Annotated in this window: 18 protein-coding genes and 1 riboswitch; of the genes, 7 read left to right on the top strand and 11 right to left on the bottom strand. The window is 67.7% G+C overall.

Annotated elements, in window-relative coordinates; translation table 11 throughout:
- Nucleotides 1–136: 136 nt before the first annotated feature.
- The 5 genes from LRX75_RS10840 to guaD all read left to right on the top strand — a co-directional run bounded on the left by LRX75_RS10840 (nt 137) and on the right by guaD (nt 6,051).
- Nucleotides 137–1,660: an ABC transporter ATP-binding protein gene (locus tag LRX75_RS10840; protein ID WP_231814248.1), complete on the top strand. Its 1,524-nt coding sequence runs from the start codon at nt 137–139 to the stop codon at nt 1,658–1,660.
- 1 nt (nt 1,661) lies between these two features.
- Nucleotides 1,662–2,702, top strand: coding sequence for an ABC transporter permease (locus LRX75_RS10835; protein ID WP_231814246.1), 1,041 nt, complete (start codon nt 1,662–1,664; stop codon nt 2,700–2,702).
- Nucleotides 2,703–2,713: 11 nt separating this feature from the next.
- A complete protein-coding gene (locus LRX75_RS10830) occupies nt 2,714–3,649 on the top strand; it encodes an ABC transporter permease (protein WP_231814244.1) in 936 nt (311 codons plus the stop codon).
- A 135-nt stretch (nt 3,650–3,784) separates the two neighbouring features.
- Entirely contained in the window at nt 3,785–4,642 is an 858-nt protein-coding gene (locus tag LRX75_RS10825) for an aromatic ring-hydroxylating oxygenase subunit alpha (protein WP_231814242.1), read from the top strand.
- Nucleotides 4,639–6,051 carry a guanine deaminase gene (gene guaD, locus LRX75_RS10820; RefSeq protein WP_231814240.1) on the top strand — a complete coding sequence of 471 codons (1,413 nt, stop codon included), beginning with the start codon at nt 4,639–4,641 and terminating at the stop codon, nt 6,049–6,051. The genes LRX75_RS10825 and guaD overlap by 4 nt, the downstream gene beginning before the upstream one ends.
- Before the next feature lie 29 nt (nt 6,052–6,080).
- On the opposite strand, the gene LRX75_RS10815 is transcribed toward guaD, so the two are convergent.
- The 11 genes from LRX75_RS10815 to LRX75_RS10765 all read right to left on the bottom strand — a co-directional run bounded on the left by LRX75_RS10815 (nt 6,081) and on the right by LRX75_RS10765 (nt 18,916).
- Nucleotides 6,081–7,328 (bottom strand): SfnB family sulfur acquisition oxidoreductase, encoded by a 1,248-nt coding sequence (locus LRX75_RS10815; protein ID WP_231814238.1) that lies wholly within the window; start codon nt 7,326–7,328, stop codon nt 6,081–6,083.
- 23 nt (nt 7,329–7,351) lie between these two features.
- Nucleotides 7,352–8,149 carry an ABC transporter ATP-binding protein gene (locus tag LRX75_RS10810; RefSeq protein WP_231814236.1) on the bottom strand — a complete coding sequence of 266 codons (798 nt, stop codon included), beginning with the start codon at nt 8,147–8,149 and terminating at the stop codon, nt 7,352–7,354.
- 79 nt (nt 8,150–8,228) lie between these two features.
- Nucleotides 8,229–9,575 (bottom strand): ABC transporter substrate-binding protein, encoded by a 1,347-nt coding sequence (locus LRX75_RS10805; RefSeq protein WP_231814235.1) that lies wholly within the window; start codon nt 9,573–9,575, stop codon nt 8,229–8,231.
- A gap of 82 nt (nt 9,576–9,657) precedes the next feature.
- Nucleotides 9,658–10,710: a branched-chain amino acid ABC transporter permease gene (locus LRX75_RS10800; protein WP_231814233.1), complete on the bottom strand. Its 1,053-nt coding sequence runs from the start codon at nt 10,708–10,710 to the stop codon at nt 9,658–9,660.
- Nucleotides 10,711–10,712: 2 nt separating this feature from the next.
- Entirely contained in the window at nt 10,713–11,609 is an 897-nt protein-coding gene (locus tag LRX75_RS10795) for a branched-chain amino acid ABC transporter permease (protein ID WP_231814232.1), read from the bottom strand.
- Nucleotides 11,609–12,604: an ABC transporter ATP-binding protein gene (locus tag LRX75_RS10790; protein WP_231814230.1), complete on the bottom strand. Its 996-nt coding sequence runs from the start codon at nt 12,602–12,604 to the stop codon at nt 11,609–11,611. Before LRX75_RS10790 ends, LRX75_RS10795 begins: the two co-directional genes overlap by 1 nt.
- 132 nt (nt 12,605–12,736) lie before the next feature.
- Nucleotides 12,737–13,840: a dimethylsulfone monooxygenase SfnG gene (gene sfnG / locus LRX75_RS10785; RefSeq protein WP_231814228.1), complete on the bottom strand. Its 1,104-nt coding sequence runs from the start codon at nt 13,838–13,840 to the stop codon at nt 12,737–12,739.
- Between the two features lie 220 nt (nt 13,841–14,060).
- On the bottom strand, nt 14,061–15,272 hold the full coding sequence (gene repC / locus LRX75_RS10780) for a plasmid replication protein RepC (protein ID WP_231814226.1): 1,212 nt from the start codon (nt 15,270–15,272) through the stop codon (nt 14,061–14,063).
- Between the two features lie 340 nt (nt 15,273–15,612).
- Nucleotides 15,613–16,785, bottom strand: a complete 1,173-nt coding sequence (gene repB / locus LRX75_RS10775; RefSeq protein ID WP_231814224.1) for a plasmid partitioning protein RepB — start codon at nt 16,783–16,785, stop codon at nt 15,613–15,615.
- A 104-nt stretch (nt 16,786–16,889) separates the two neighbouring features.
- Nucleotides 16,890–18,161 carry a plasmid partitioning protein RepA gene (gene repA, locus LRX75_RS10770; RefSeq protein ID WP_231814222.1) on the bottom strand — a complete coding sequence of 424 codons (1,272 nt, stop codon included), beginning with the start codon at nt 18,159–18,161 and terminating at the stop codon, nt 16,890–16,892.
- A gap of 479 nt (nt 18,162–18,640) precedes the next feature.
- On the bottom strand, nt 18,641–18,916 hold the full coding sequence (locus LRX75_RS10765) for a WGR domain-containing protein (RefSeq protein ID WP_231814221.1): 276 nt from the start codon (nt 18,914–18,916) through the stop codon (nt 18,641–18,643).
- A gap of 167 nt (nt 18,917–19,083) precedes the next feature.
- Nucleotides 19,084–19,194, top strand: a riboswitch (TPP riboswitch).
- Between the two features lie 91 nt (nt 19,195–19,285).
- Here LRX75_RS10765 and thiC point away from each other — a divergent pair.
- Complete coding sequence (gene thiC, locus LRX75_RS10760; protein WP_231814219.1) at nt 19,286–21,154, top strand: phosphomethylpyrimidine synthase ThiC; 1,869 nt, start codon at nt 19,286–19,288, stop codon at nt 21,152–21,154.
- 285 nt (nt 21,155–21,439) lie between these two features.
- Complete coding sequence (locus tag LRX75_RS10755; protein ID WP_231814217.1) at nt 21,440–21,718, top strand: hypothetical protein; 279 nt, start codon at nt 21,440–21,442, stop codon at nt 21,716–21,718.
- Nucleotides 21,719–21,982: the final 264 nt, after the last annotated feature.

Raw genomic sequence — 21,982 nt, 5'->3', positions numbered from 1 at the left:
CAAGCCCCCGACTCTGAAGACCCATTCTCAGCCGCCGCGTTTTTCGCCTCCATCCCTCCCGCTCACAAGGTCCCCGGCCCTGTCGACAGTCCCGCCCGCACCCCGTTTCCAGCCCGCTCCCGGCACGCCGCCCCTCGTGCAGCTGAAAGGCATCGCCAAGTATTTTCCGGGCGTCGTCGCCAACGAGAACGTGCATCTGGAGGTCATGCCCGGCGAGATCCATGCGCTGCTCGGCGAGAACGGCGCCGGCAAGTCGACGCTGATGAACATCCTCACCGGCATCTACCAGCCGGATGCCGGCGAGATCATCATCGACGGCTATGCCAGGCAGTTCTCGACGCCGGTGCAGGCGATCGCGGCCGGCATCGGCATGGTCCACCAGCATTTCAAGCTGGTGCAGGCCTTCACGGTGGCCGAAAACATCCATCTCGGCTGGTCGGACACGCCGCGCCGCGCCTCCGCCCCCGTGCTGGAAGCGCGCACGCAGGCGCTCGCCGACCGGTTCAACCTGGCGACCCGCCCCGGCGCGCGGGTGAGCGACCTTTCGACCGGCGAGCAGCAGCGCGTGGAAATCCTGCGGGTGCTCGCCCGCGATGCCCGCGTGCTGATCCTCGACGAACCCACGGCGGTGCTGACCCCGGCCGAGGCGCGCGAGCTGTTCAAGGCGCTGCGGGTCTTCGCGGCCGCCGGCAATGCGGTGATCTTCATCAGCCACAAGCTGGACGAGGTTCTGGAGATCTCCGACCGCGTCTCGATCCTGCGCGGCGGCCGCAAGATCGCCACCGAGAACACGGCCGACTGCACGCCCCGCCTGCTGGCGCGGCGCATGGTCGGGCGCGATATCGTGCTGGCCGACATGCGCCAGCGCGCGCCGGGCGCCCGCCCGGTCTCGGCCACGCCGGTGGTCCGCCTCGACAACGTGTCGGCGCTGGGCGACGGCGGCCATCTGGCGCTGAGCGGCGTTTCGCTCGACATCCGCGCCGGCGAGATCGTCGGCATCGCGGGCGTGGCGGGCAACGGCCAGCGCGAGCTGAGCCAGGTGCTGACCGGCATCCGCCCGCCCAGCGCCGGGCGTATCCTGATCGAGGGCCAGGAAGTTTCCGCGAGCGATCCCGCCACCTTCGCCGACAGCGGCATCGGCCACATTCCCGAAGACCGGCTGCACAGCGGCCTTGCGCCCGCGCTCAGCGTCACCGTCAACGCGGTGATGCGGGAATATGGGCGGTCGCCGGTGTCGCAGGGCGGCCTCTACCGGCCGGCCGCGGCCGCGGCGCTCGCCCGCGAGATCGCGGCGGCCGCCGAGGTCGCCATTCCCGATTTCGGCATGCCGGTGCGCAATCTGTCGGGCGGCAACCAGCAGCGGCTGGTGGCGCGGCGCGAGATCCGCATCGCGAGCAAGGTGCTCGTCGCCGCCTATCCGAGCCGCGGCCTCGACGTGGGCGCGATCAACACCATGCTGCGCTACATCGTGGAGCTGCGCGATGCCGGCGCCGGCATCGTCCTCATTTCCGAAGAGCTGGAAGAGCTGCTCAACCTGTCGGACCGCATCGCCGTTCTCTACGAGGGAAAGATCATGGGCATCCTCGACAACGACCGGACCGATATCGACGAGATCGGCCTGATGATGGGCGGCCGCATGCGCGTCCCCGGAGCCGCCTGACATGGCCGCCTTCCGCGTCCAGCGCATCGCCTCCGCCTCGTCCGGCGTCGCCTTTGCGGCGCGTGCGGCGGCCATCCTGCTCGCCCTCGCCGTCGCCGGCCTCGTCCTGGCGGCGACCGGCGCCGATCCGCTCGATCTCGGCTTTCAGGTGATCTCCGCCAGCTTCAGCTCCAGCTTCGGCCTGGAGGATCTGGCGCTGCTGGTGACTCCCTTGATCCTGACCGGCCTGTCGGTCGCCGTCGCCCAGCAGATCGGCGCCTGGAACATCGGCGCCGAGGGCCAGTTCTATGCCGGCGCCTTCGGGGCGGCGGTGGTCGGCCTGTTCGTGCCCGGCCCGCCGGCCGTCATCCTTCCCGCCATGTTCGCGGCCGGCCTGCTCGGCGGCGCGCTGTGGATCCTGATCCCGACGCTGGCCCGCGCCTATGCCAATGTCAACGAGCTGATCACGACGCTGCTCCTCAACTTCGTCGCCATCCTCCTCGTCTTCTACGTCTCCACCAGCGTCTGGCGCGACCGCGCCGCCAATTCCGCGACGCCGCGCCTGTCCGCCGAGATCCCGGAGTTCTGGGGCTCGGTCCATTGGGGCCTGCCGATCGCGGTTCTGGTCGCGGTTCTCGTCGGCCTGTGTCTCGCCTTCTCGCGCTGGGGCTACGAGGTCCGCCTCGTCGGCTCGAACCCATCGGCGGCGAGATATGCGGGGATTCCGGTGCGCCGGCACCTGATCGCCGTCATGCTGCTTTCGGGCGCGATCGCCGGCCTTGCCGGCATGCTGGAGGTGGCGGGCACCGTGCACCGGCTGCAGGGCGGCATTTCCAACAATTACGGCTATCTCGGCATCATGGTCGCGGTGCTTGCGCGCTCCTCGGCCATCGGCGTCATCTTCTCCGCCGCGCTGATGGCCTTCATCCTCAATTCCGGCATCATCCTTCAGACGCAGGGGCTGACGACCTCGGCGGTGCTGGCCATCACCGGGCTCATCCTGTTTCTCACCGCCATCGGCGACGAGCTCGCCCATTACCGCATCACGCGCGATACGGCGTGAAGGAGCAGACGATGGATCTTCTGACCGGTCTCTTCACCACGGCCTTTCTCGCAGGCGGCGTTCTGGCGCTCGCCGCGCTCGGCGAGGTGCTGGCCGAGCGGGTCGGCGTCGTCAATCTGGGGGTCGAGGGGCTGATGGCCATGGGCGCGCTGACGGCGATCGCCACCGTCGCCGCCGTGCCCTCGCCCAGCATCGGCTTTCTCGCGGCGCTGGCCGTCGGCGCGCTGTTCGGCATGGTGTTCGCCTTCGCGACGGTGATCCTGCGGGCCAACCAGGTGCTGTGCGGGCTGGCGCTGACGCTGATGGGCAGCGGTCTTGCCTCCACCATCGGCCGCGCCTATTCCGGCATGCCGGCCCGCGCCGTCTTTCCCGGCGTCGAGGTGCCGATCCTCAGCAGCCTTCCCGTGCTCGGCAAGGCCTTCTTCTCGCAGAACATCCTCGTCTACCTGATCTACATCATCCTGCCGGTCGGGCTGTCGATCCTGATGTTCCGGACGCGCCACGGGCTGAACCTGCGCGCCGTGGGCGAGAACCCGGCGGCGGCGGATGCGGCGGGCATCCCGGTGACGCTGATCCGCTTTGCCTATGTCACCGCCGGCTCGGCGCTGGCGGCGGGCGCCGGCGCCTATCTGACGCTGACCTTCGTGCCCTCCTGGTCGGATGGCGTGGTGGCCGGGCGCGGCTGGATCGCGGTGGCGCTGGTGATCTTCGCGGGCTACCGGCCGATCCCGGCGGTGCTGTCGGGCCTCCTGTTCGGCTTCATCACCGCGCTCGGCTTCGTCGGGCAGGCGCGCGGCTGGCCGGTCGCGCCCGCCTTCCTGTCCATGCTGCCCTATCTCGGCACCGTGGCCTTCATCATCGTGCCGGTGCTCGCCTTCCAGCGCATGCGCCGCATCATGGCCGCCCCCGCCGCCCTCGGCCTGCCCTATTATCGCGATGTCCGCTGACCGGCTTCTCCCGCGCACGGCCTTGAGCGGCGCTGTTTCCCCTCCGGCGGTTCGCGCTATACTGTTGCGCAAACCGACGGACGGCCGGGCATCGCGCCGTGACGGACCGGACCCACGACCCAGAGGAGGCGTCGCATGACCACCTGTTCCGACAAGGCCGCGCTCGACCAGTGGTATCCGCTGGCGACCGAGGCGGACCTGCCCCGCGGCACGTCCGCGACCCGGCTTCTCGGCACGGACCTCGCCGTCACGCGCGCCGACGACGGCACCCTCACCGTGAGGGCAAAGGGGCGGGACGATCCGCTGCCGACCCTCCGCCGCTTCGGCCTTCTCTGGGCGACGCCCGGCACGCCCGCCGGCGGCCTGTTCTCGCTGCCCGAAGCGGACGAGCCCGACCGGCGCGTGGTCAATTGCGGCACGGTCGCGGTGCACGCCTCCGGCCTGCGCATCGTGGAGAATTTCCTCGACATGGCGCATTTTCCCTTCGTCCATACCGATATTCTCGGCGCCGAACCGCACACCGAGGTGCTGCATTACAATGCCGAGATCCGCCGCGACGTGGACGAGGTCTGGGCGACCAATTGCCAGTTCTTCCAGCCGCAGGCCGCCCTGTCCGCCACATCCGGCATCATGACCGACTATATCTACCGGGTGATGACCCCGTTCGCGACGCTCCTGTACAAGACCTGCCCGAATGCCGCCAACCGCTGGGACGTGATCTGCCTGTTCGTCCAACCGCTCGATCCCGACCGCTGCATCGCCCATCCCGTGATGTTCCTGATCGACGATGTCTCGACCACCACCGAGCTCGTGCAGTTCCAGCAACTGATCTTCCTGCAGGACCGGATCATTCTGGAAAACCAGCGGCCCCTGCTCCTGCCGATGGAGCCCCGCGCGGAGATCCCGACGCGGGCCGACGCCTCGTCCATCGCCTATCGCCGCTGGCTGAAGGAGAAGGGCATCACCTACGGCACGACCGCGATGGCCGCGTGACGGCGCCGCAGACCGCAAAGCCGACCAACGAACGCGCGGGACGGCAAACCGGACCGCATTTGCGTGGCCGCACGCTGCTCGCCTCCGGCTTTCACGCGCCCGACCGCGGCACGATCGACGTGCTGGAGGATGCGCTGATCGCGATCGGCGCGGACGGGGCGATCGAGGCCATCCACCGGCCGGGCGATGCCGTCTACGACGACGTGCGCGCCGCGCGCCTGGCGGAGGGGACGCTTAAGACCCTGCCGCAAGGCACCTATCTGCTGCCGGGCTTCGTCGATCTGCATGTGCATGCCCCGCAATATCCCCAGCTCGGGCTGGCGCTGGACGTGCCGCTCGAGGTCTGGCTGCAGACCTACACCTTCCCGCTCGAAGCCCGCTATGCCGATCTCGCCTTCTCTCGCCGGAGTTACGGCCTGCTGGTCGCGGATCTGCTGGCCGGCGGCACGACGACCGCGCTCTATTTCGCCACGCTGCATCAGGACGCGACCCGCATTCTGGTCGATACCTGTCTGGAGAGGGGCCAGAGGGCGCTGATCGGCAAGGTGGCGATGGACCATCCCGAAAGCTGCCCGGATACCTACCGCGATGCCTCGCCGGAGGCGGCGATCGCGGGCACGCGGGCGCTGATCGATTATGTGCGCGCGCATGCCGACAATGGCGAGGCCCGCGTCCTGCCCGTCGTCACGCCGCGGTTCATTCCCGCCTGCACCGATGCGACGCTCGAAGGGCTCGGGCAGCTGGCGGCCGACTGCGGCTGCCATGTCCAGACCCATGGCTCGGAAAGCGACTGGGAGCACGGCCATGTGCTTGCCCGCTTCGGCGCCACCGACACCACCATGCTCGACCGCTTCGGTCTTCTCGGCCGGCGCACGGTGATGGCCCATGCCAATTTCCTGACGGAGGCGGACATGGAGACCACGCGGCTGCGGCAGGCGGCCGTCGCCCATTGCCCGCTGTCCAACATCTATTTCGCCAATGCCGTCTTCCCGCTGCGCGCCGCGCTCGAAAAGGGCCTGCATGTCGGGCTGGGCACCGATATTTCGGGCGGTCCGAGCGCCTTCATGCTCGACACCTGCCGCAGCGCCGTGCAGGCCTCGCGCATGCTGGAGAGCGGCGTGGATCCAGCACGGCCGCCGGCGGAGCGCGGAACGGGCCCGGCCGCCCGGATCGATATCCGCACGGCCTTTCACCTCGCCACGGCCGGCGGGGGCGATGCGCTCGATCTGCCGGTCGGCCGGTTCGCGGTCGGCTACCAGTTCGATGCGCTGGCGGTCGACACGCAGGCCGAGCGCGGCACCATCCGCCTGTTCGACGAGACCGATGCCGGGGGCATTCTCGACAAGATCCTCTACACCGCCTCGACCGCGAACATCGCCACTGTCTGGGTCGGCGGGCGCGGGGTGTGAGCCCCCCGACCCGGGTGTCCGGCCCCCGCTCAGCTCCAGGCGTGGAGCGGCGGCTTTTCGCCATTGAGGAAATACTTGCCAAGAATGGCATATTTCCAGCGCACCGGATCGTGCAGCGTGTGGGTGCGGGCGTTGCGCCAGTGGCGGTCTAGGCCGTGTTCGGCAAGCGTCGAGCGCGTGCCGGCCAGCTCGAAGAGCTTGTTGGTGGCGGCGATGGCGATCTCGGTGGAGAGGATCTTCGCCTCCGCCGTCACGATCTGCGCTTCCGCGACCGTCTCGGCATTGGGGTCGAGGATCGCCCGGTCGATGGCGTATCCGGCCTTTTCCAGCAGCGCCTGCGCCGCATGCAGCCGCAGCGTCAGATCGCCCACCGCCTGGATCGTGTAGGGATCGTCCCAGGCATTGTCGACGCCGGAATCCACCCAGGCGCGGCTCTTGGTGCGCACGAAGGACACGGTCTCATCGATTGCGGCCTGCGCGATGCCGGTGTCCACCGCCACCTGGATGATCTGGAAGATCGCCCCGTCGGCGGTCGGCACCTCGTAACCCTTGTAGCCGGGTACGAGATGGGTCTTCGATACCTTCACATTGTCCAGCAGCACGGTGCCCGACAGGGTCGTGCGCTGCCCGAAGGCGGACCAGTCGTCGATCACCGTCAGCCCCGGCGCATCGCGCTCGGCGATCGCGTACCAGGCCCGGCCCGCGTCATCGAGCGCGACGATCGGCACGAGATGGGCGAGCAGCGCGCCGGACGCGTAGAACTTCTGACCCGTGACCACCACGTGATCGCCGGCATCCACGAAGCGCGTCTCGAAATCCACCGCGCGCCTGGAGCCGAACTCGGAAAAGGCATTGCCGAAGCGGGTGCCGCGCAGCACCTCGGCAAACAGCAGCGCCTGTTGCGCCGGATCGGAGACGGTGCGGATGGCGGCGACGACGCCCAGATGGTTCTGCGCCACCTGCCCGATCGAGGGATCGGCCGCCGAAATGATCTCGATCACCTTGGCGAGCGTCGCATAGGACACCTCCGGCCCGCCGAAGGCCCTGGGCACATTGATCGACCAGAGGCCGCTCTGCGAGAAGGCGTCGAGTTCCTTCACGGGCCAGATGCGGTCGCGGTCGCGAAGCGCGGCCTCCTTGACGAAATCGGCCGCGAGCCGTTTCGCGATCGCGATCGCCTCGGCATCGCTCGAAACGATATGGGCGGGCTCGGCGGGGCGCGCCACGGCCGGCACCGCTCTGGCGGCATTCTCGGTCTTGATGTTGGAAATCGTCATGTCGATCACTCCTGTGACATCGGTTAGCCGGCGAAGGCCGGGGTTGAGGACGCTCTGGACGGGACTGGCACCGGGGCCTTGTGGCCGAGATAGAAGGCCTTGATGTCGTCGCGGGCCGTCAGCTCCGCCGCGGTGCCAGAAAGAACCGTGACGCCGTTTTCGAGCACGATCGCCCGGTGCGCGACGCGCAGCGCCACCGCCGCATTCTGCTCGGCCACGAGCAGGGAGAGCCCCTCCTCGCGGTTCAGCCGCTGCAGCGTGGCGAAGATATCCTGCACGACGAGGGGGGCGAGCCCCATGGAGGGCTCGTCGAGGACGAGGAGCCGCGGGCGCGACATCAGCGCCCGGCCGATCGCCGTCATCTGCTGCTCGCCGCCGGAGGTCAGTCCGCTTGCCGTCCGGCGCTTCTCCGCCAGCTGCGGAAAATGCGCATAGACCTTGTCGAGATCGGCCGCGATCTCCCGGCGGGTGCTGCCGCGCCCGAGCCCGCCGGAGATCAGGTTCTCCTCCACCGTCAGGCTCGGAAAGCAGTGCCGGCCCTCCAGCACCGGCACGAGGCCGGCGCGCACGAGATCGGCCGGGCGCGTCGCGGTCACGTCGCGGCCGGCAAAGCGGATGCTGCCGGCCCGGATCTGCCCGCGTGCCGCCGACAGAAGGTTCGACAGCGCCTTCAGCACCGTTGTCTTGCCGGCCCCGTTGGCGCCGAGCAGCGCCACGATCTCGCCCTCGGCCAGCGTGAAGCCGACATCGTGAAGCGCCGTGATCGCATGGACATAGGTCGCCTTCAGGCCATCGACGACAAGGAGGGTAGGGTCGGACATCGCGAGCGTTCCTCTGCCGCAAACGGGCGGGACGGAAGGGGTCCGCGCCGGCAGCCGGCGCGGGGGGTGCATGGGGGCGTCAGTTCAGGGCCGCTTCGGCTTCTTCCGCCGTGCGCAGCTTGATGCCCTTTTCGGCCGCATAGGCCTGCGAGGATTTTTCGATGATCGGCCGCAGCAGCGCCCAGTCCGGGGCGATCCAGTCGGAGACGACCTTCCACTTCGTGCCATCCCACTGCTGGAAGGTCACGTAACCATTGCCCTCGTGATTGTCCCAGGTGACGTTGATCGAGTGGAACAGCCCCTTGGCGCCCAGCGCCTCGACGCGGGCCGGATCGAGCTGCAGGTGCTCGAAGCCCCAGCGCACCTCGTCGCCGGTCAGCGTGCGCTGGCCGAACTTCGCCTGCGCGATGCGGATCGCCTCGACGTTCAGGATACCGTTGACGATGCCGAGATTGTGGTACACCGAGCCGATGCGGGCCTTGTCGGCGAGATTGCCCTTGCCGGCGTCGTAGAGCGTCTTCACGATCTCCTGCACCACGGGATATTCCGTGCCGGAGGCCTGGGTGGTGATGGCGGTATAGCCCTTGGCGGCCGCACCGGCGGGAATGGCGTCCTCTTCCGAATTCGACCAGACATTGCCGATGATGTGATCGACCGGGAAGCCGGTCTTGGCCGCCGTCTTCAGCGCCACCGGGTTCATCACGCCCCAGCCGCGCAGCACGACGTAATCAGGCTTGGAACGGCGGATCGTCAGCCATTGCGACTGCTGCTCGTTGCCGGGATGCGGCACCTCGATCTGCTGCAGCTCGAAGCCGTATTTCTGCGCCAGAAGCTCGTAGATCGGAATGGTTTCCTTGCCATAGGGCGAGCCGTGATAGAGCACGGCGATCTTCTTGCCCTTCAGCTTCTCCAGCCCGCCCTCCTTGCCGGCGATGTAGTTCACGATACCGGAGGTCTCGCTGTAGGGGTTGAGCAGCAGCGGGAAGACATAGGGGAAGACGCGACCGTCGGTGGAGTCCGTGCGGCCGTGATTGATGGTGATCAGCGGCACCTTGTCGGCGGTGATCCGGTCGATCATCGCATAGGCGATGCCGACGGAGAGCGGGTTCCAGGCGGCGACGTTCGGGTTGCTCTTCAGCCGCTCGTAGGCCTCGACGCCGCGCTCCACCTCGTACTGCGTTTCGGCCTCCGACCAGGTCAGCTTGACGCCGCCCACGCCGCCGTCGCGGGTGTTGATGAGGTTGAGATAGTCGATGAAGCCGCCGAAGAAGCCCGTGCCGCCGGCCGCATAAGGCCCGACGCGGTAGCTCTGCAGCGGAAAATACTGCTCGCCGGCATGAGCCGCGGACAGGCCGGCGGTCAGCCCTGCCGTGACGGCGAGGCCGGCGGCAAGCGCCGCGGTTCTGACTTTGCTGAGGATGGTCATGTCTGGGCACACTCCTGGTGTCGGCCGGCGCGATGCCGGTCCTGTTGGCGTTCGAAGGTCTGGGATGTCGTGTGGCGGCGGGTCAGCCTCGCCGGAGCCCGGTCGCGATGCGGCGCCGGAGGCGATCGGACAGGGCTGCGAGCCCGTCGGGTTCCAGCACCAGAAAGAGGATGATGAGCGCGCCGAGCACGATGCGCTGGCTCATGTCGAGCACGCCGGAATCGAACACGTCGCCGAGCACGAGGGCGCCGAGGCGCGAGAGCACGAGCGGAAAGACGACGATGAGCGCCGCGCCGAAAAAGGCGCCGCGAATGGTGGCGAGCCCGCCGATGATGACGATGAACAGGATCTGGAACGACCGGTCGAGATTGAAGCCGGCCGGCTCCACCGTGCGCAGATAGGCAAACGCCCAGAGCACGCCGGCGATGCCGATGATGAAGGAGGAGACCGCGAAGGCCAGAAGCTTGGTCTTCAGCACGGGAACGCCGATAATGCGCGCCGCCGTTTCGTTGTCGCGCACGGCGATGAAGTTGCGGCCGGTCTGGGAGATCACCAGCCGGTGGCTGAGAAAGGTCATCACGGCGACGACGGTGAGCGCGAAGAGATAGCGCCCGACCGGCCCCTCCACAGTCAAGCCCGCGATCTGCAGCGGCGGCGCATCGATGACGCCGGAGGCGCTGTCGTTGGAAAACCAGCTGAATTTCGTCAGCGCCCATTGCACGAAGAACTGGGCGGCGAGCGTGGAAACGGCGAGATAGAAGCCCTTCAGCCGCAGGCTTGGAAGCCCGAAAGCAAGACCGATGGCGGCCGCCGACAGGCCGGCGGCGACGATGCTGCCGATCAGCGGCAACCCCTCGACGCGCAGATGGACATTATAGGCGGCATAGGCGCCGACCGCCATGAAGGCGGCACTGCCGAGCGAGACCTGACCGGCATAGCCGGTGAGAATGTTGAGCCCGACGCCGGCGAGCGACAGCGCCAGAAAGGGCAGCAGGATCGCCTCGAAGAGATAGTTCGTCGCAAGCAGGGGCACGGCGAGATAGGCAACAACGAGTGTCGCCACGGGCAGCGCCCAGCCGGGCAGGCCGCGCGCGGGCCGTGCTTCGGGCACCAGATCGGTCGCAAAGGCGGTCATGGTCACACCCTTTCCACACGCTTCTGGCCGAACAGGCCGGAGGGCCGCACGAGCAGCACGACGAGCGCCAGCCCATAGGCAAACCAGCTCTCGATGCCGCCGCCGACATAGTCGCCGAGATAGACCTCCGCGAGCTTTTCGGCCGCACCGATCAGCAGGCCGCCGACGATGGCGCCGGGAATGGAATCGAAGCCGCCGAGCACCAGCACCGGCAGGGCCTTCAACACCACCAGCGACAGGGAGAACTGGACGCCGACGCGCGCGCCCCAGAGAAGCCCCGCCACCAGCGCCACGAGCCCGGCCGCCGCCCACACGGTCGCCCAGATGAAGGGCAGCCGCAGCCCGACGGCGAGTGCCGCGAAGGGATCGTCCGCCACGGCCCGGAAGCCGAGCCCGATGCGGGTATAGCGGAAGAAGACGGAGAGCACGGCCACCAGCGTGGCGGCGACGGCGGCAGCGAAGAGATCGAACTGGCTGATGAAGACGCCGCCGACATCGAAGGGCACATCCTCGATGCCGAGATCGAGCCCGTGCACCTGCGTGCCCCAGATCAGCTGCGCCGCACCCTCGATGACATAGGAGAGGCCGAGCGTCGCCATGAACAGGGTGATCGGCGGCCGGTTCGTCAGGGGCCGCAGCACCGTGCGCTCGATGGCGATGCCGAGCGCGACCATGATCGAAAAGGTGACGGCGAAGGCGAGCGGAAATGAGAGGCCCCGCTCCGTCAGGCTGACGAAGGTGAGCGCGGCAAAGAGCAGCATGGCCCCTTGCGCGAAATTGAGCACGCCGGACGTCTTGTAGATCAGCACGAAGCCGATCGCCACCAGCGCATACATGACGCCGGAGAGCAGACCGCCTGCGAGCACCTCGAGGAAGAACAGACCGTCGAACCCGTCCATCACAGCCCCTCCCCGCGCGCGACATCCCCGTCGTCCTCGACGGCGACGCCCAGATAAGCGTCGATGACGCGCGGATCGCGCTGCACCTCGGCCGGCGTTCCCAGCGCGATGGTGCGGCCGTGGTCGAACACGGCGACGCGGTCGGACAGGCTCATGACGACGCCGATATCGTGCTCGATCAGCACGACCGTCGTGCCGAACCTGTCGCGCGCGGCGGTCACGAAGCCCGCCATCTCGGCCTTCTCGCTGGCCGTCATCCCGGCCATCGGCTCGTCGAGCAGCAGGATCTCGGGCTCGGCGACGAGCGCGCGGGCCAGTTCCACGCGCTTCTGCAACCCATAGGGCAGCGTGCCGGCCGGGCGCGCCGCAAGCGCGGACAGCTGCAGGAAATCGATCACCTCGATCGCGCGTGCCCGTGCGTCGAGCCTCTCCCGCCGCGCCCGGCCGACGCCGGCGATCTGCTCGACGAAGCTGGAGCGCACCCTGTGCGCCCGGCCCGCCACCACATTGTCGAGCACGCTCAGCCCCGGAAACAGCGCCAGATTCTGGAAGGTGCGGGCAATGCCGAGATCCGCAAGCGCCTGCGTCGGAACCTGGGCATAGCTTTGTCCCTTGAGCCGGACATGACCGCGATCGGCCCGGTAGACGCCGCTGATAATGTTGAGGATCGAGCTCTTGCCGGCGCCGTTCGGCCCGATGATCGCGAGGATCTCGCCCCGCCGCACCGACAGATGGACCTCCGACAATGCCGCAACGCCGCCGAAGGACAGGGAGATGCCAGCGAGTTCGAGCACGATGGCCCGTGCTGCCCCATTTTCGGCGGTCCCGTTCCCGGCGACGGTCTCCAAAGCCGCCGGCGGCTTGGCGGCGGGATGCAGCTGCGCATCGGCATCCGCATCCGCCGCAAGACCGGGCCGCGCGCGCGCCACCGTCTGCACGGACGCTGCCGCGCCGTTCGTCACCCCGTCGAGAACCCGTGTCAGCACCTCTGTCATCGCCCCTCTTCCCCGGCCCATCGGCGCGCGGGATCCCCTCCGCGATCGCGCCGTGCGGCGCCGCGGTGTCGACCGTTTCGATTGTCGCAAGCCTGTCGTGGCGACCGTCAGCCGGTCGCCGCCTTCATGGCGTCATTCCGCCGCGATCGCGCTCGCCGCCTCGGCATCCTCGATCGCCCGCACCAGGGGAATGACGTGTTTGCCGAAATATTCGACCTCTTCCTGGAAATGGAGGAAGCCGAGCAGGATGAGATCCGCGCCGGCGCGCTTCAGGTCCACCACGCGCTGGGCCACCTGTTCCGGCGTGCCGATGAGGTTGGAGCGGAAGCCGTCATTGTACTGCACGAGATCGTCGAAGGAGGATTTCGCCCAGTTGCCTTCACCTTCCGGCGAGGCCTTGCCGGCATTCTTCACCTCGTGGCCGAAGGCGTTGACGGCCTCCGGATTGGCCTTCTCGATGATTTCGGCCAGCACCGCCCTGGCCTCCTCCTCCGTGTCGCGCACGATGGCGAAGGCGTTCACCCCGACGCGCACGCTGTGGCCGTTCTCCCTGGCCTTCGCCTGGATGTCGGCCACCTGCTTGCCGATCTCCGCCGGCGTGTTGCCATTGGTGAAGTACCAGTCGGACACGCGCGCGGCCATGTCGCGGGCGGCGCGGGACGAGCCGCCCTGGAAGATCTCCGGCTGCGGATCGATCGGCTTCGGCTTCAGCGAATAGTCGTTGAAGCGATAGAAATCGCCATGGAAGGTGAAATTGTCCTGAGTCCAGATGCCGCGCAGGGCCCGGATGAACTCCTCGGAGCGGCGGTAGCGCTCGTCATGGTCGAGCCAGTGCTCGCCGATGGCGTGGAACTCGCCCCGGAACCAGCCGCTGACCACGTTGACCGCGACGCGGCCATTGGTCAGGTGGTTGATCGTGGCGATCTGCTTGGCCGCCAGCGTCGGGTTCCACGGCCCCGGCAGGATCGCGGCGATCACCTTCAGCGTCGTGGTGGATTCCAGCAGCGCATGGCTGAAGGAGACCGATTCATGCTGGAATTCGGCGCCATAGCCGGCCGTGAAGCGGATCTGGCTCAGCGCATAGTCGAACCCGTTCGCCTCGGCGATCTGCGCCAGCTTCCGGTTGTATTCGATCGTCCAGCTCGTCCGCTGCTCGATGTCGGAAATGACGAGGCCGCCCGAGACATTGGGCACCCAATAGGCGAATTTGACCGGCGCGCGGCTGGAATAGGACATGATGGTCTCCTCGTTGGCTCCTTTTACTCTATGGATTTTGTAGGTTACTGGTAACAAACGCTTGCTAATGTTCCGGTCGAATGTGGAATAAAGATCTCGCGATCCGGCAGGGAAAGCGGATGATTGAACTCCGCCCGCGGGAAAGGCCGGTGCGTGACCCCGCGAAACGCCCGCATCCCAGCGCCCTGCCCCGTCCCGCCCTCCTTGCCCCGCCAAACGCTCATCCCAGCGCCTTCAGCATCGGGCCGATCGAGAAGCGGCCTTGTTCGGCCTTGGCGGTGAGGTCGCGCAGATAGCCGCCGGGCGAGCGGATGGCACTGCTGCGTTGCAGGATGGCGGCGAGGACGATGGCGGCGGCGATCGGACCCATCGCGGCCCGGGCGGCGGCCCAGGCGCTGGGGCTGATGCCGAGCATGGAGCGGACGACCTCCGCCGCGCCGATCACATCCTGCCAGCCGGAGACGCCGCCGCGGGCGTAATCCGCGATATCGGGGCAAAGCCCGAGAAAATCCTTCAGCGCGATGCCTGCCGATTTCCGCTCCGGTGCGATGGGAATACCGGCTTCGCCTCCTGTATTAGGTCTTTGGCCGTTTTTATCAAAGAAATGGTCTGATTTTGAAGTCTGAATATGGTGCTCAGACTGATGGTCATTGGCGCTCATTTCTTCGTCCGTCAGGGCGGCGAGATAGGCGGTTTCCACCTCGGCACGCAGGCGCACAAGCGCGTCGCGACGGGCGGACAGGTCGTCCTCCGTGCCGTTGCGCTGGACGCGGCCGGAGAGGTTGCGCAGGCGCTCGATAAAGCCCTGCCACAGCTCGGCACCCGGCTCGGTGCGACCTTCGGCAAGCGCTGCGGCAATGGTCTTGGCGATATCGCGCAGATGCAGCGTGATTTCGGCGCGCAGGCGCGAGATCCGGCGTGCGGCGTCGCGGGCGGCGGCGGCCGTCGCAAGGATATCCTCGGCGCGCAGGGCCAGCGGCGCGAGATCGAAGCCGAAGGCCGTCTCCACGTCGCCGTGATCGTCGCGGCGGCAGTAGCGCTTGCCGTTGGCGCTGTCGCGGCGCAGGATCAGCCCGGCATCGACGAGGCTCGCCAGATGCCGGCGCAGCGTGGCGGGCGACATGCCGCGCGCGCGCAGCGACAGCTCGGCATTGGAGGGAAAGACGATGATCGGCGCGCGGCCGTCGAGATGGCGATCCTGATGGAAGCTCGCCAGCGCCTCGAGCACGGCGATCGCCCGGTCGGACAGGTTCCAGGCGGTGCGGGCCTCGCTGAGCGCCCGGATGATCCCGTATTTCTCCGCCTGACCGGTGGTATTTCCGCACTCGCCGTCGCGCAGGCGCGCCTGTCGCTTCTCGAGGTCGGCCCGAAGCGCGAAATTGCGCGCAGTCAGCCGTGCGCCGCCAAAGGGCGTCGTTGCAAATCTCTCCATCTCTCCATCTCCGTTGGGAGGCAAGCCTCCCCCGGCACGGCACGCATCTGCCTTCGCTGACGCCCTTTCTTTCTGGGCATTCAGGCACGGATGTCCTCGATGTCAGACGGCGTTGCCGAGCGCCCGGAAACCTCCGGTCATGGCTCCGCCCGTCGGCATTTCTGCCGCTGACTCTTGACTTTGATGGCTGGAAGTGATTCTCTCGAACTGCTTAGATTGAAGAGGGCTTCCATGACGGTGACGTTTTGGGGGCCTTTTTTCTTGCTCTCTTGGTCGTCCTTTTCTGGTTCATGTCGTTTGCGGCCGCGCCGATCGTCAGCGCGGCAAGGGGTTTGCGCCGTCAGGCCCGGCTTTCGCCGTCCGCCGCGCGATCGACGCTGTCATGCGCCTCGGCCAGAAGGCTGGCGGCGGCGTCGATGAAGGCCGGTGGCGTGTCCGCGGCAAATTCGATGCGCGTCGCCCCGTTCTCCACCGTCAGCCGGGCAAAGACCCGGCCACGGCCATCCGTCAGCGTCCTCGCGCCGGTGCTATCGACCTCCCCGGCGCGGCGCCTGGTCTTGACCGGCTTGCCCAGGGCATCCAGATGGGAAAACAGGATCTGGAACCGCCGGTCGCTGTCGGCCGCCTTGAACCTGTCGGAGTAGACGACGTCGATCGCCTGCACCTGCCGGGCGTCGCTCTGCAGGATCTCGCCGAGCTTCATCCAGCGGTCCCGCCCGACCTTCGGCGCCGGGCCGATGAAGCGGATGAACCGGTCGGGCACGCCCTCGGCCACCTGCATCAGCCGCGACAGCTCGCTCTTCTGCACGGCCAGCGCATCGCCGATCGTCTTGCGGTCGAAACCGCGCTCGGTGAGGTTGCGGGCAAACACAGCGCGCTCGATGAAGGAGAGGTTGCGGCGCTCGGCATTCTCCTTGCCCTGCGCCAGCACCAGCTCGTCGTCGGTCAGCGCGCGGATGATCGCCTTGACCGGGCGGCCGAGCCGGGCGGCGGCGCGGATGCGGCGGTGGCCATAGGCCGTCTGGTAGACGCCCTGCTTGTCCGGATGCGGCCGCAGAAGCACGGGCACCTGCTGGCCCGCCTCGCGCATGCTCTCCACCAGCGCCTCGAAATCCTCGTCCGTCGGCCCGTCGATCACGAGCCGGTCCTCGACGAAGGAGGCCTCGATCCGCGCGGGGTCGATGCCGACGACGCGCTCGCCGTCCGACAGCGCCTGGCGCAGCACGCGCGCCTCCTCGGCCTCGCGGGTGATGGCGTTCAGCGACAGTCCCATGGCCTTGACGGCGCCGGAGGCGCTGCGGGCCGGGGGAACCGGCGTCGCGCCCTCCCCTGCCGGGCCCGTGCCGCCCGTAGCCGTGCCGGCCGTCTGCGACCCGTCGGCCGATTTGCGCTCGGGTGCGGCCCCGTCGCTCTCGCCGGACGGGCGTGCGCCAGCCGCACGCGCGACGTCGGCCGGGCTCAGCCCGCCCCCGAACAACGCCTTCAACTCGCTCTTGCGGTTCCCCGCCATCATTCCGTTCCTTCCCGCGATTCCGGCCCGGAGGCCTCTCGCTTCATCTGTCTGCCGATCCGACCGGGTCCGGGGCCGATCGCCCCCTCGCCGGTCGCCACAGTCCGTCAGCGGTTCCACACCGCATGCACCAGCGCTTCGATCTCGCTGTTGACGGCATTCATCGATTCCACCGCCCGGTCGTAGGTCGCGCGGGTAAAGTTCTCGCGGCCGACCTCGTAGAGCGTCTGCTTGGTGAGACCGGCATCCGACACGGCGGTCGATTTCACCATGGGGGCCGTCAGCACGCGTTCGCCGAACAGCGAGCGCATGAAGCCGACGATCTGTGCCTGCGGCCCGTCATTCGGCTCGAAGCGGGTGACGAGGTAGCGCAGGAAGTCGAAATTCAGCGTGCCCCCGGCATCCCGCACGACCGACAGCAGGTCGGCCGTCATGAACAGGAACTGGTTCATCGAGGCGATGTCCAGCATCTGGGGATGCACGGTGACGATGACGGAGGTGGAGGCGCAGAGCGCCGACAGCGTGAGATAGCCGAGCTGCGGCGGGCAATCGATCACGACCACGTCGTAATCCGCCTCCACCGTGTCGAGCACCGCCTGGATGCGGGCGAAGAACAAGGGCCCGCCCCCCGCCGCACCCTCGCGGCCGGACTGCCGGTCGGCCAGCGCCTGCGGCGTCACATGCTCGAATTCCTGCAGCTCGATATTGCCGGGCACGAGGTCGAGACCGGGAAAATAGGTCTGGCGGATCACATCGGACAGCGGCCGCTGCTCCGCATCGTAGCGGATGGCGCCGTAGAGCGTGTCGTTGCCGGTCAGATCCAGCTCCGGCTGGTAGCCGAACAGCGCCGACAGCGAGGCCTGCGGATCGAGGTCGATGGCCAGCACCCGGTGGCCGGTCAGCGCCAGATATTGCGCGAGATGCACCGCCGACGTGGTCTTGCCGGAGCCGCCCTTGAAATTGGTGACGGAGATGACCTGCAGCCGTTCGCCGGCCGCCGCATCCCGTCGCGGCAGATAGGCCCGCGCCTTGGCGGCGTTGCCCTTGGCGAGCGCCTGTTCCGACAGGTGCAGGCGCAGCGCGTTGATATCGGCAAGCGAATAGAAGCGCCGTCCGCCGGCGCCGGTTTCCGGCTGCGGCCCCTCGCCGGCCAGCGACAGCTGGCGCAGATAGCCGTCGGAAACGCCGATCAGCTTGGCCGCCTCGCCGGAGGAGAACGGCCGAAGCGTCTTCGTCGAGGTCGGCGGAAACAGCCGCTCGCGCATCGCCTTCAGCTGTTCCGACAGCGCGCTCGCATCCGCCGCGATCGTCAGATCCGCCGATGGTGCCGGCGCCGCGTCCTTCGGGCCGGTGCGTGTCGTGTGGGCCGTTGGGGCCATGTTGCGTCTTTCCTCATCGTTTCCGGGCTCACGGGGCCCCGCCGCACTGGTCTCCCGTGGGCGGATGGCCGATCCTGTCGTCCGGTTGGTGCCGTCGGCGGCGATTCTCATGCATCAGTGTATACGTCGGGGCGCGTCATCTACAGAGGGGACGGCCTGTTACGCCGGAGCCGTCGATATTCGTCTCCAGCCGTTAGAGGTTGAGGTCTGTTGCTGAGTCGCGTCAAGCGATTTCTGGATGCCCAAATCCGAATCCTTCTGCCTGTCCACAGCGGTCCGGCACCGCCTTTTCCCGCCTCGCAGCCCCGACAGGATAAGGGGTCGGCGAACCGCGGGGAAAAATCGAGGCCGGTGGCATTGAAGAACAAGGCGGATTGGCCGTTTTTCTCCCCGCGGGAACGCACGCCTTCAAAGTTGACAGCTGTCAACTTTGGATGCCGTGACAAAGTGCATTGCGCCCTATCGAAAGTTGACAGCTGTCAACTCCGCCGCGCCACCGGCCGCAAACCCCACTGCCCCACCGCATATCCGCGCGCCCGCTTCTGCCTGAGCAGCGCCATCATCGCTGTTACCGCCGCCCGCTCGTCGGCGAAGACCTCGAGGCGCGATCGGCCGGGTGCGCCGATCCGTCCCCAGCGGCGCACCAGCACGATCTCGCCGAAGAGCGAGGGTTCGAGCGACAGGGCGTAGAAGCGCGCCATGTTGCGCGCGGGGTCGCAGCGTTCCAGATGCAGGCGGTAGGATGCGTGGGTCATGGGCAGAGAGTCGCGCGCCGGGAAGCCGAGGTCCAACGAGACTTGTGAATCGATCCGGGCCGATCGATTCACGGTGGTGATCGAACGGGCGCCATCCACCCCGCGACAGCCGGACGCCATCGGCAAAAGCCGGCTTGACCATGGCCACGGCTCCATGCAACCTTCCGCATATTCACCAGGGGGGTCCCGCCAAGGGGCTGAGATACTGCTGTACGCGCAGTGACCCGTTGAACCTGATCCAGTTCATACTGGCGGAGGGACGGTGAGGCGCTTGCAGGCTCTCCGGCGATCCCTCGCCTTGTGGCCGGCATCGCGTTTTCTCGGCTCTCGTCGCCAGGCGGACTGGGTCTCCAACCCGGAGAGCCTGCCATGACGATTGCCATTCCCACCCCCCTGCCGAGCGTGACCACCGGCGCCCTGCCCGCCTCGACCAAGGTGTTCAAACCCGGGATCCTTCATCCCGGCCTGCGCGTGCCGATGCGCGAGATCGCGCTGCACCCAACCGCCGGCGAACCCGCGGTCACGGTCTACGATCCCTCCGGCCCCTATACCGATCCGGCCTATGCCGTCTCCATCGATCGCGGCCTGCCGCGCCTGCGCACCGATTGGCTCACCGCGCGTGCCGACACCGTGGCCTATGAAGGCCGGGCGGTGACTGCGGCCGATAACGGCTTCGTCGCCGGCGACCGCCTGACGCCCGCGTTTCCCCTTCGCGCCCGGCCGCGAAAGGCGGTCGCAGGCGGCGCCGTGACGCAGCTCGCCTATGCCCGCGCCGGCATCGTCACCGCGGAAATGGAGTTCGTCGCCATCCGCGAAAACCTCGGGCGGCAGGCGCAGATCGCGGCCCTGCAGCGCGACGGCGAGAGTTTCGGCGCCCACATCCCGGATGTCGTCACGCCGGAATTCGTGCGGCGCGAGGTGGCGGAGGGCCGGGCGATCATTCCCGCCAACATCAACCACCCCGAGCTCGAGCCGATGATCATCGGCCGGAATTTTCTCGTGAAGATCAATGCCAATATCGGCAATTCCGCCGTGACCTCGTCCATGGCGGAGGAGGTGGACAAGATGGTCTGGGCCATCCGCTGGGGGGCGGATACGGTGATGGACCTGTCCACCGGCCGCAACATCCACAATATCCGCGACTGGATCCTGCGCAACGCCCCCGTGCCCATCGGCACCGTGCCGCTCTATCAGGCGCTGGAAAAGGTCAACGGCATCGCCGAGGATCTTACCTGGGAGGTCTATCGCGACACGCTGATCGAGCAGGCGGAGCAGGGGGTGGACTATTTCACCATCCATGCCGGCGTGCGGCTCTCCTATATCCCGCTGACGGTGAACCGGGTGACCGGCATCGTCTCGCGCGGCGGCTCCATCATGGCCAAGTGGTGCCTGCATCACCACCGGGAGAACTTTCTCTACGAGCATTTCGAGGAGATCTGCGAGATTGCGCGCGCCTATGACGTCTCCTTCTCGCTGGGCGACGGGCTGCGCCCCGGCTCGATCGCCGATGCGAACGACGCGGCGCAGTTCGCCGAGCTGGAGACGCTGGGCGAGCTGACGAAGATCGCCTGGGGCCACGATTGCCAGGTGATGATCGAAGGGCCCGGCCATGTGCCGATGCACAAGATCAAGGCCAATATGGACAAGCAGCTGGCCGTTTGCGGCGAGGCGCCGTTCTACACGCTCGGGCCGCTCACCACCGATATCGCGCCCGGCTACGACCACATCACCTCGGGCATCGGGGCGGCGATGATCGGCTGGTTCGGCACGGCCATGCTCTGCTACGTCACGCCGAAGGAGCATCTGGGCCTGCCCGACCGCAACGACGTGAAGACCGGCGTCATCACCTACAAGATCGCCGCCCACGCCGCCGACCTCGCCAAGGGCCACCCGGCCGCCCGCCTGCGCGACGATGCGCTGTCGCGCGCACGCTTCGAGTTCCGCTGGGAGGATCAGTTCAACCTCTCGCTCGACCCCGATACGGCCCGCGCCTTCCATGACGAGACCCTGCCGAAGGAGGCGCACAAGGTCGCGCATTTCTGCTCCATGTGCGGCCCGAAATTCTGTTCGATGCGCATCTCCCACGACATCCGCGCCGAAGCCCAGAAGGACGGTCTGGCGGCCATGGCCGCGAAATACCGCGATGGCGGCGATCTCTACATGCCCGTCGGCGAGGGCAAGGGAGAGGGAGAGGGCGCAGGCGTCGGAGCGGGCCCGGGGCGGGAAGGGGAGGCGTGAGACGGTTCCGGTCGTTGGCCTTCGGATGCGCCAAGGCGACATCTGCTCACCGTCACGACGTGGTCTGAAGGCGGGTTCGCACACGCCGTCGCTCCGGGCTCGACCCGGACCGACGGCGTGTCGTGCTGCCCGCGCAAGACCGCTTCGCTGACAGACGGGGCCGAGGTGCCTGCCGGCACGCCGACCCTCCCGGAAACCGGACCTGCCGCTTCGAAACCCGCGCCTTGCCTTTCTCCCGCTGCGAGGGTTCAATGGCGCATGGTCCGAACCGTGCGAAAGGCTGTCATGGGAACCCTCGTCGCCGTCCTCTTCCTGCTCCTTCTCCTCTTCGGCTGCCTGCGGTCTCCCGGTGGGGCGACCATTCTCGCGGGTCTTCTGATCTTCGTCGCCGGTCTCGTGCCTCTGGCGCTGATCACCGGCATCCACCCCTATGTCTTCCTCGCCGTCCTGCAGACGCTCACCACCACCCCCGCCGTGCCGATCGGCATCGCGCTGATGGCGCTCGGCCGGCTGCTCGTTCTTGCCGAACGACGCGCGTCGGCGCGGCGGCCAGATCGCCTCTGACCCGCGCGGACAAGAAGAGGGGAGGGGGCAATACAGTATGCCTTCGGTCCCGTCGCGTCCTTCCCTGGACATTCCGCCGGAGACGACAGACGTTTCTACCCTAAATATCAGGTAGACCTCGCAGCGATACGGTAAACGCCGCCACGGAGCTTGCCCACATCACGGTGCGGCGGTTGCGTTAAGCGTATTTCAACCAAACCTTTGTAAAACTGGCAGAATGGACAGAACCGTGCCGTCGCCTACGATGGCGTGCCCAAGTCTATC

The sequence above is a fragment of the Rhizobium quercicola genome (assembly GCF_021168455.1).
Taxonomy (GTDB): domain Bacteria; phylum Pseudomonadota; class Alphaproteobacteria; order Rhizobiales; family Rhizobiaceae; genus Ferranicluibacter; species Ferranicluibacter quercicola.
Note: the sequence above shows the minus strand (reverse complement) of the source record. Positions and strands in the feature narration are given on the sequence as shown.

Excerpts from the sequence above, each read along its gene's own strand:
- LRX75_RS10765 (WP_231814221.1), bottom strand. The coding sequence starts at position 18,916 with ATGACCCACGCATCCTACCGCCTGCATCTGGAACGCTGCGACCCCGCG.
- LRX75_RS10795 (WP_231814232.1), bottom strand. The coding sequence starts at position 11,609 with ATGGACGGGTTCGACGGTCTGTTCTTCCTCGAGGTGCTCGCAGGCGGT.
- repB (WP_231814224.1), bottom strand. The coding sequence starts at position 16,785 with ATGATGGCGGGGAACCGCAAGAGCGAGTTGAAGGCGTTGTTCGGGGGC.
- LRX75_RS10800 (WP_231814233.1), bottom strand. The coding sequence starts at position 10,710 with ATGACCGCCTTTGCGACCGATCTGGTGCCCGAAGCACGGCCCGCGCGC.
- LRX75_RS10805 (WP_231814235.1), bottom strand. The coding sequence starts at position 9,575 with ATGACCATCCTCAGCAAAGTCAGAACCGCGGCGCTTGCCGCCGGCCTC.
- LRX75_RS10835 (WP_231814246.1), top strand. The coding sequence starts at position 1,662 with ATGGCCGCCTTCCGCGTCCAGCGCATCGCCTCCGCCTCGTCCGGCGTC.
- LRX75_RS10825 (WP_231814242.1), top strand. The coding sequence starts at position 3,785 with ATGACCACCTGTTCCGACAAGGCCGCGCTCGACCAGTGGTATCCGCTG.
- LRX75_RS10830 (WP_231814244.1), top strand. The coding sequence starts at position 2,714 with ATGGATCTTCTGACCGGTCTCTTCACCACGGCCTTTCTCGCAGGCGGC.
- thiC (WP_231814219.1), top strand. The coding sequence starts at position 19,286 with ATGACGATTGCCATTCCCACCCCCCTGCCGAGCGTGACCACCGGCGCC.
- LRX75_RS10810 (WP_231814236.1), bottom strand. The coding sequence starts at position 8,149 with ATGTCCGACCCTACCCTCCTTGTCGTCGATGGCCTGAAGGCGACCTAT.
- LRX75_RS10755 (WP_231814217.1), top strand. The coding sequence starts at position 21,440 with ATGGGAACCCTCGTCGCCGTCCTCTTCCTGCTCCTTCTCCTCTTCGGC.
- repA (WP_231814222.1), bottom strand. The coding sequence starts at position 18,161 with ATGGCCCCAACGGCCCACACGACACGCACCGGCCCGAAGGACGCGGCG.
- repC (WP_231814226.1), bottom strand. The coding sequence starts at position 15,272 with ATGGAGAGATTTGCAACGACGCCCTTTGGCGGCGCACGGCTGACTGCG.
- LRX75_RS10815 (WP_231814238.1), bottom strand. The coding sequence starts at position 7,328 with ATGACGATTTCCAACATCAAGACCGAGAATGCCGCCAGAGCGGTGCCG.
- LRX75_RS10790 (WP_231814230.1), bottom strand. The coding sequence starts at position 12,604 with ATGACAGAGGTGCTGACACGGGTTCTCGACGGGGTGACGAACGGCGCG.
- sfnG (WP_231814228.1), bottom strand. The coding sequence starts at position 13,840 with ATGTCCTATTCCAGCCGCGCGCCGGTCAAATTCGCCTATTGGGTGCCC.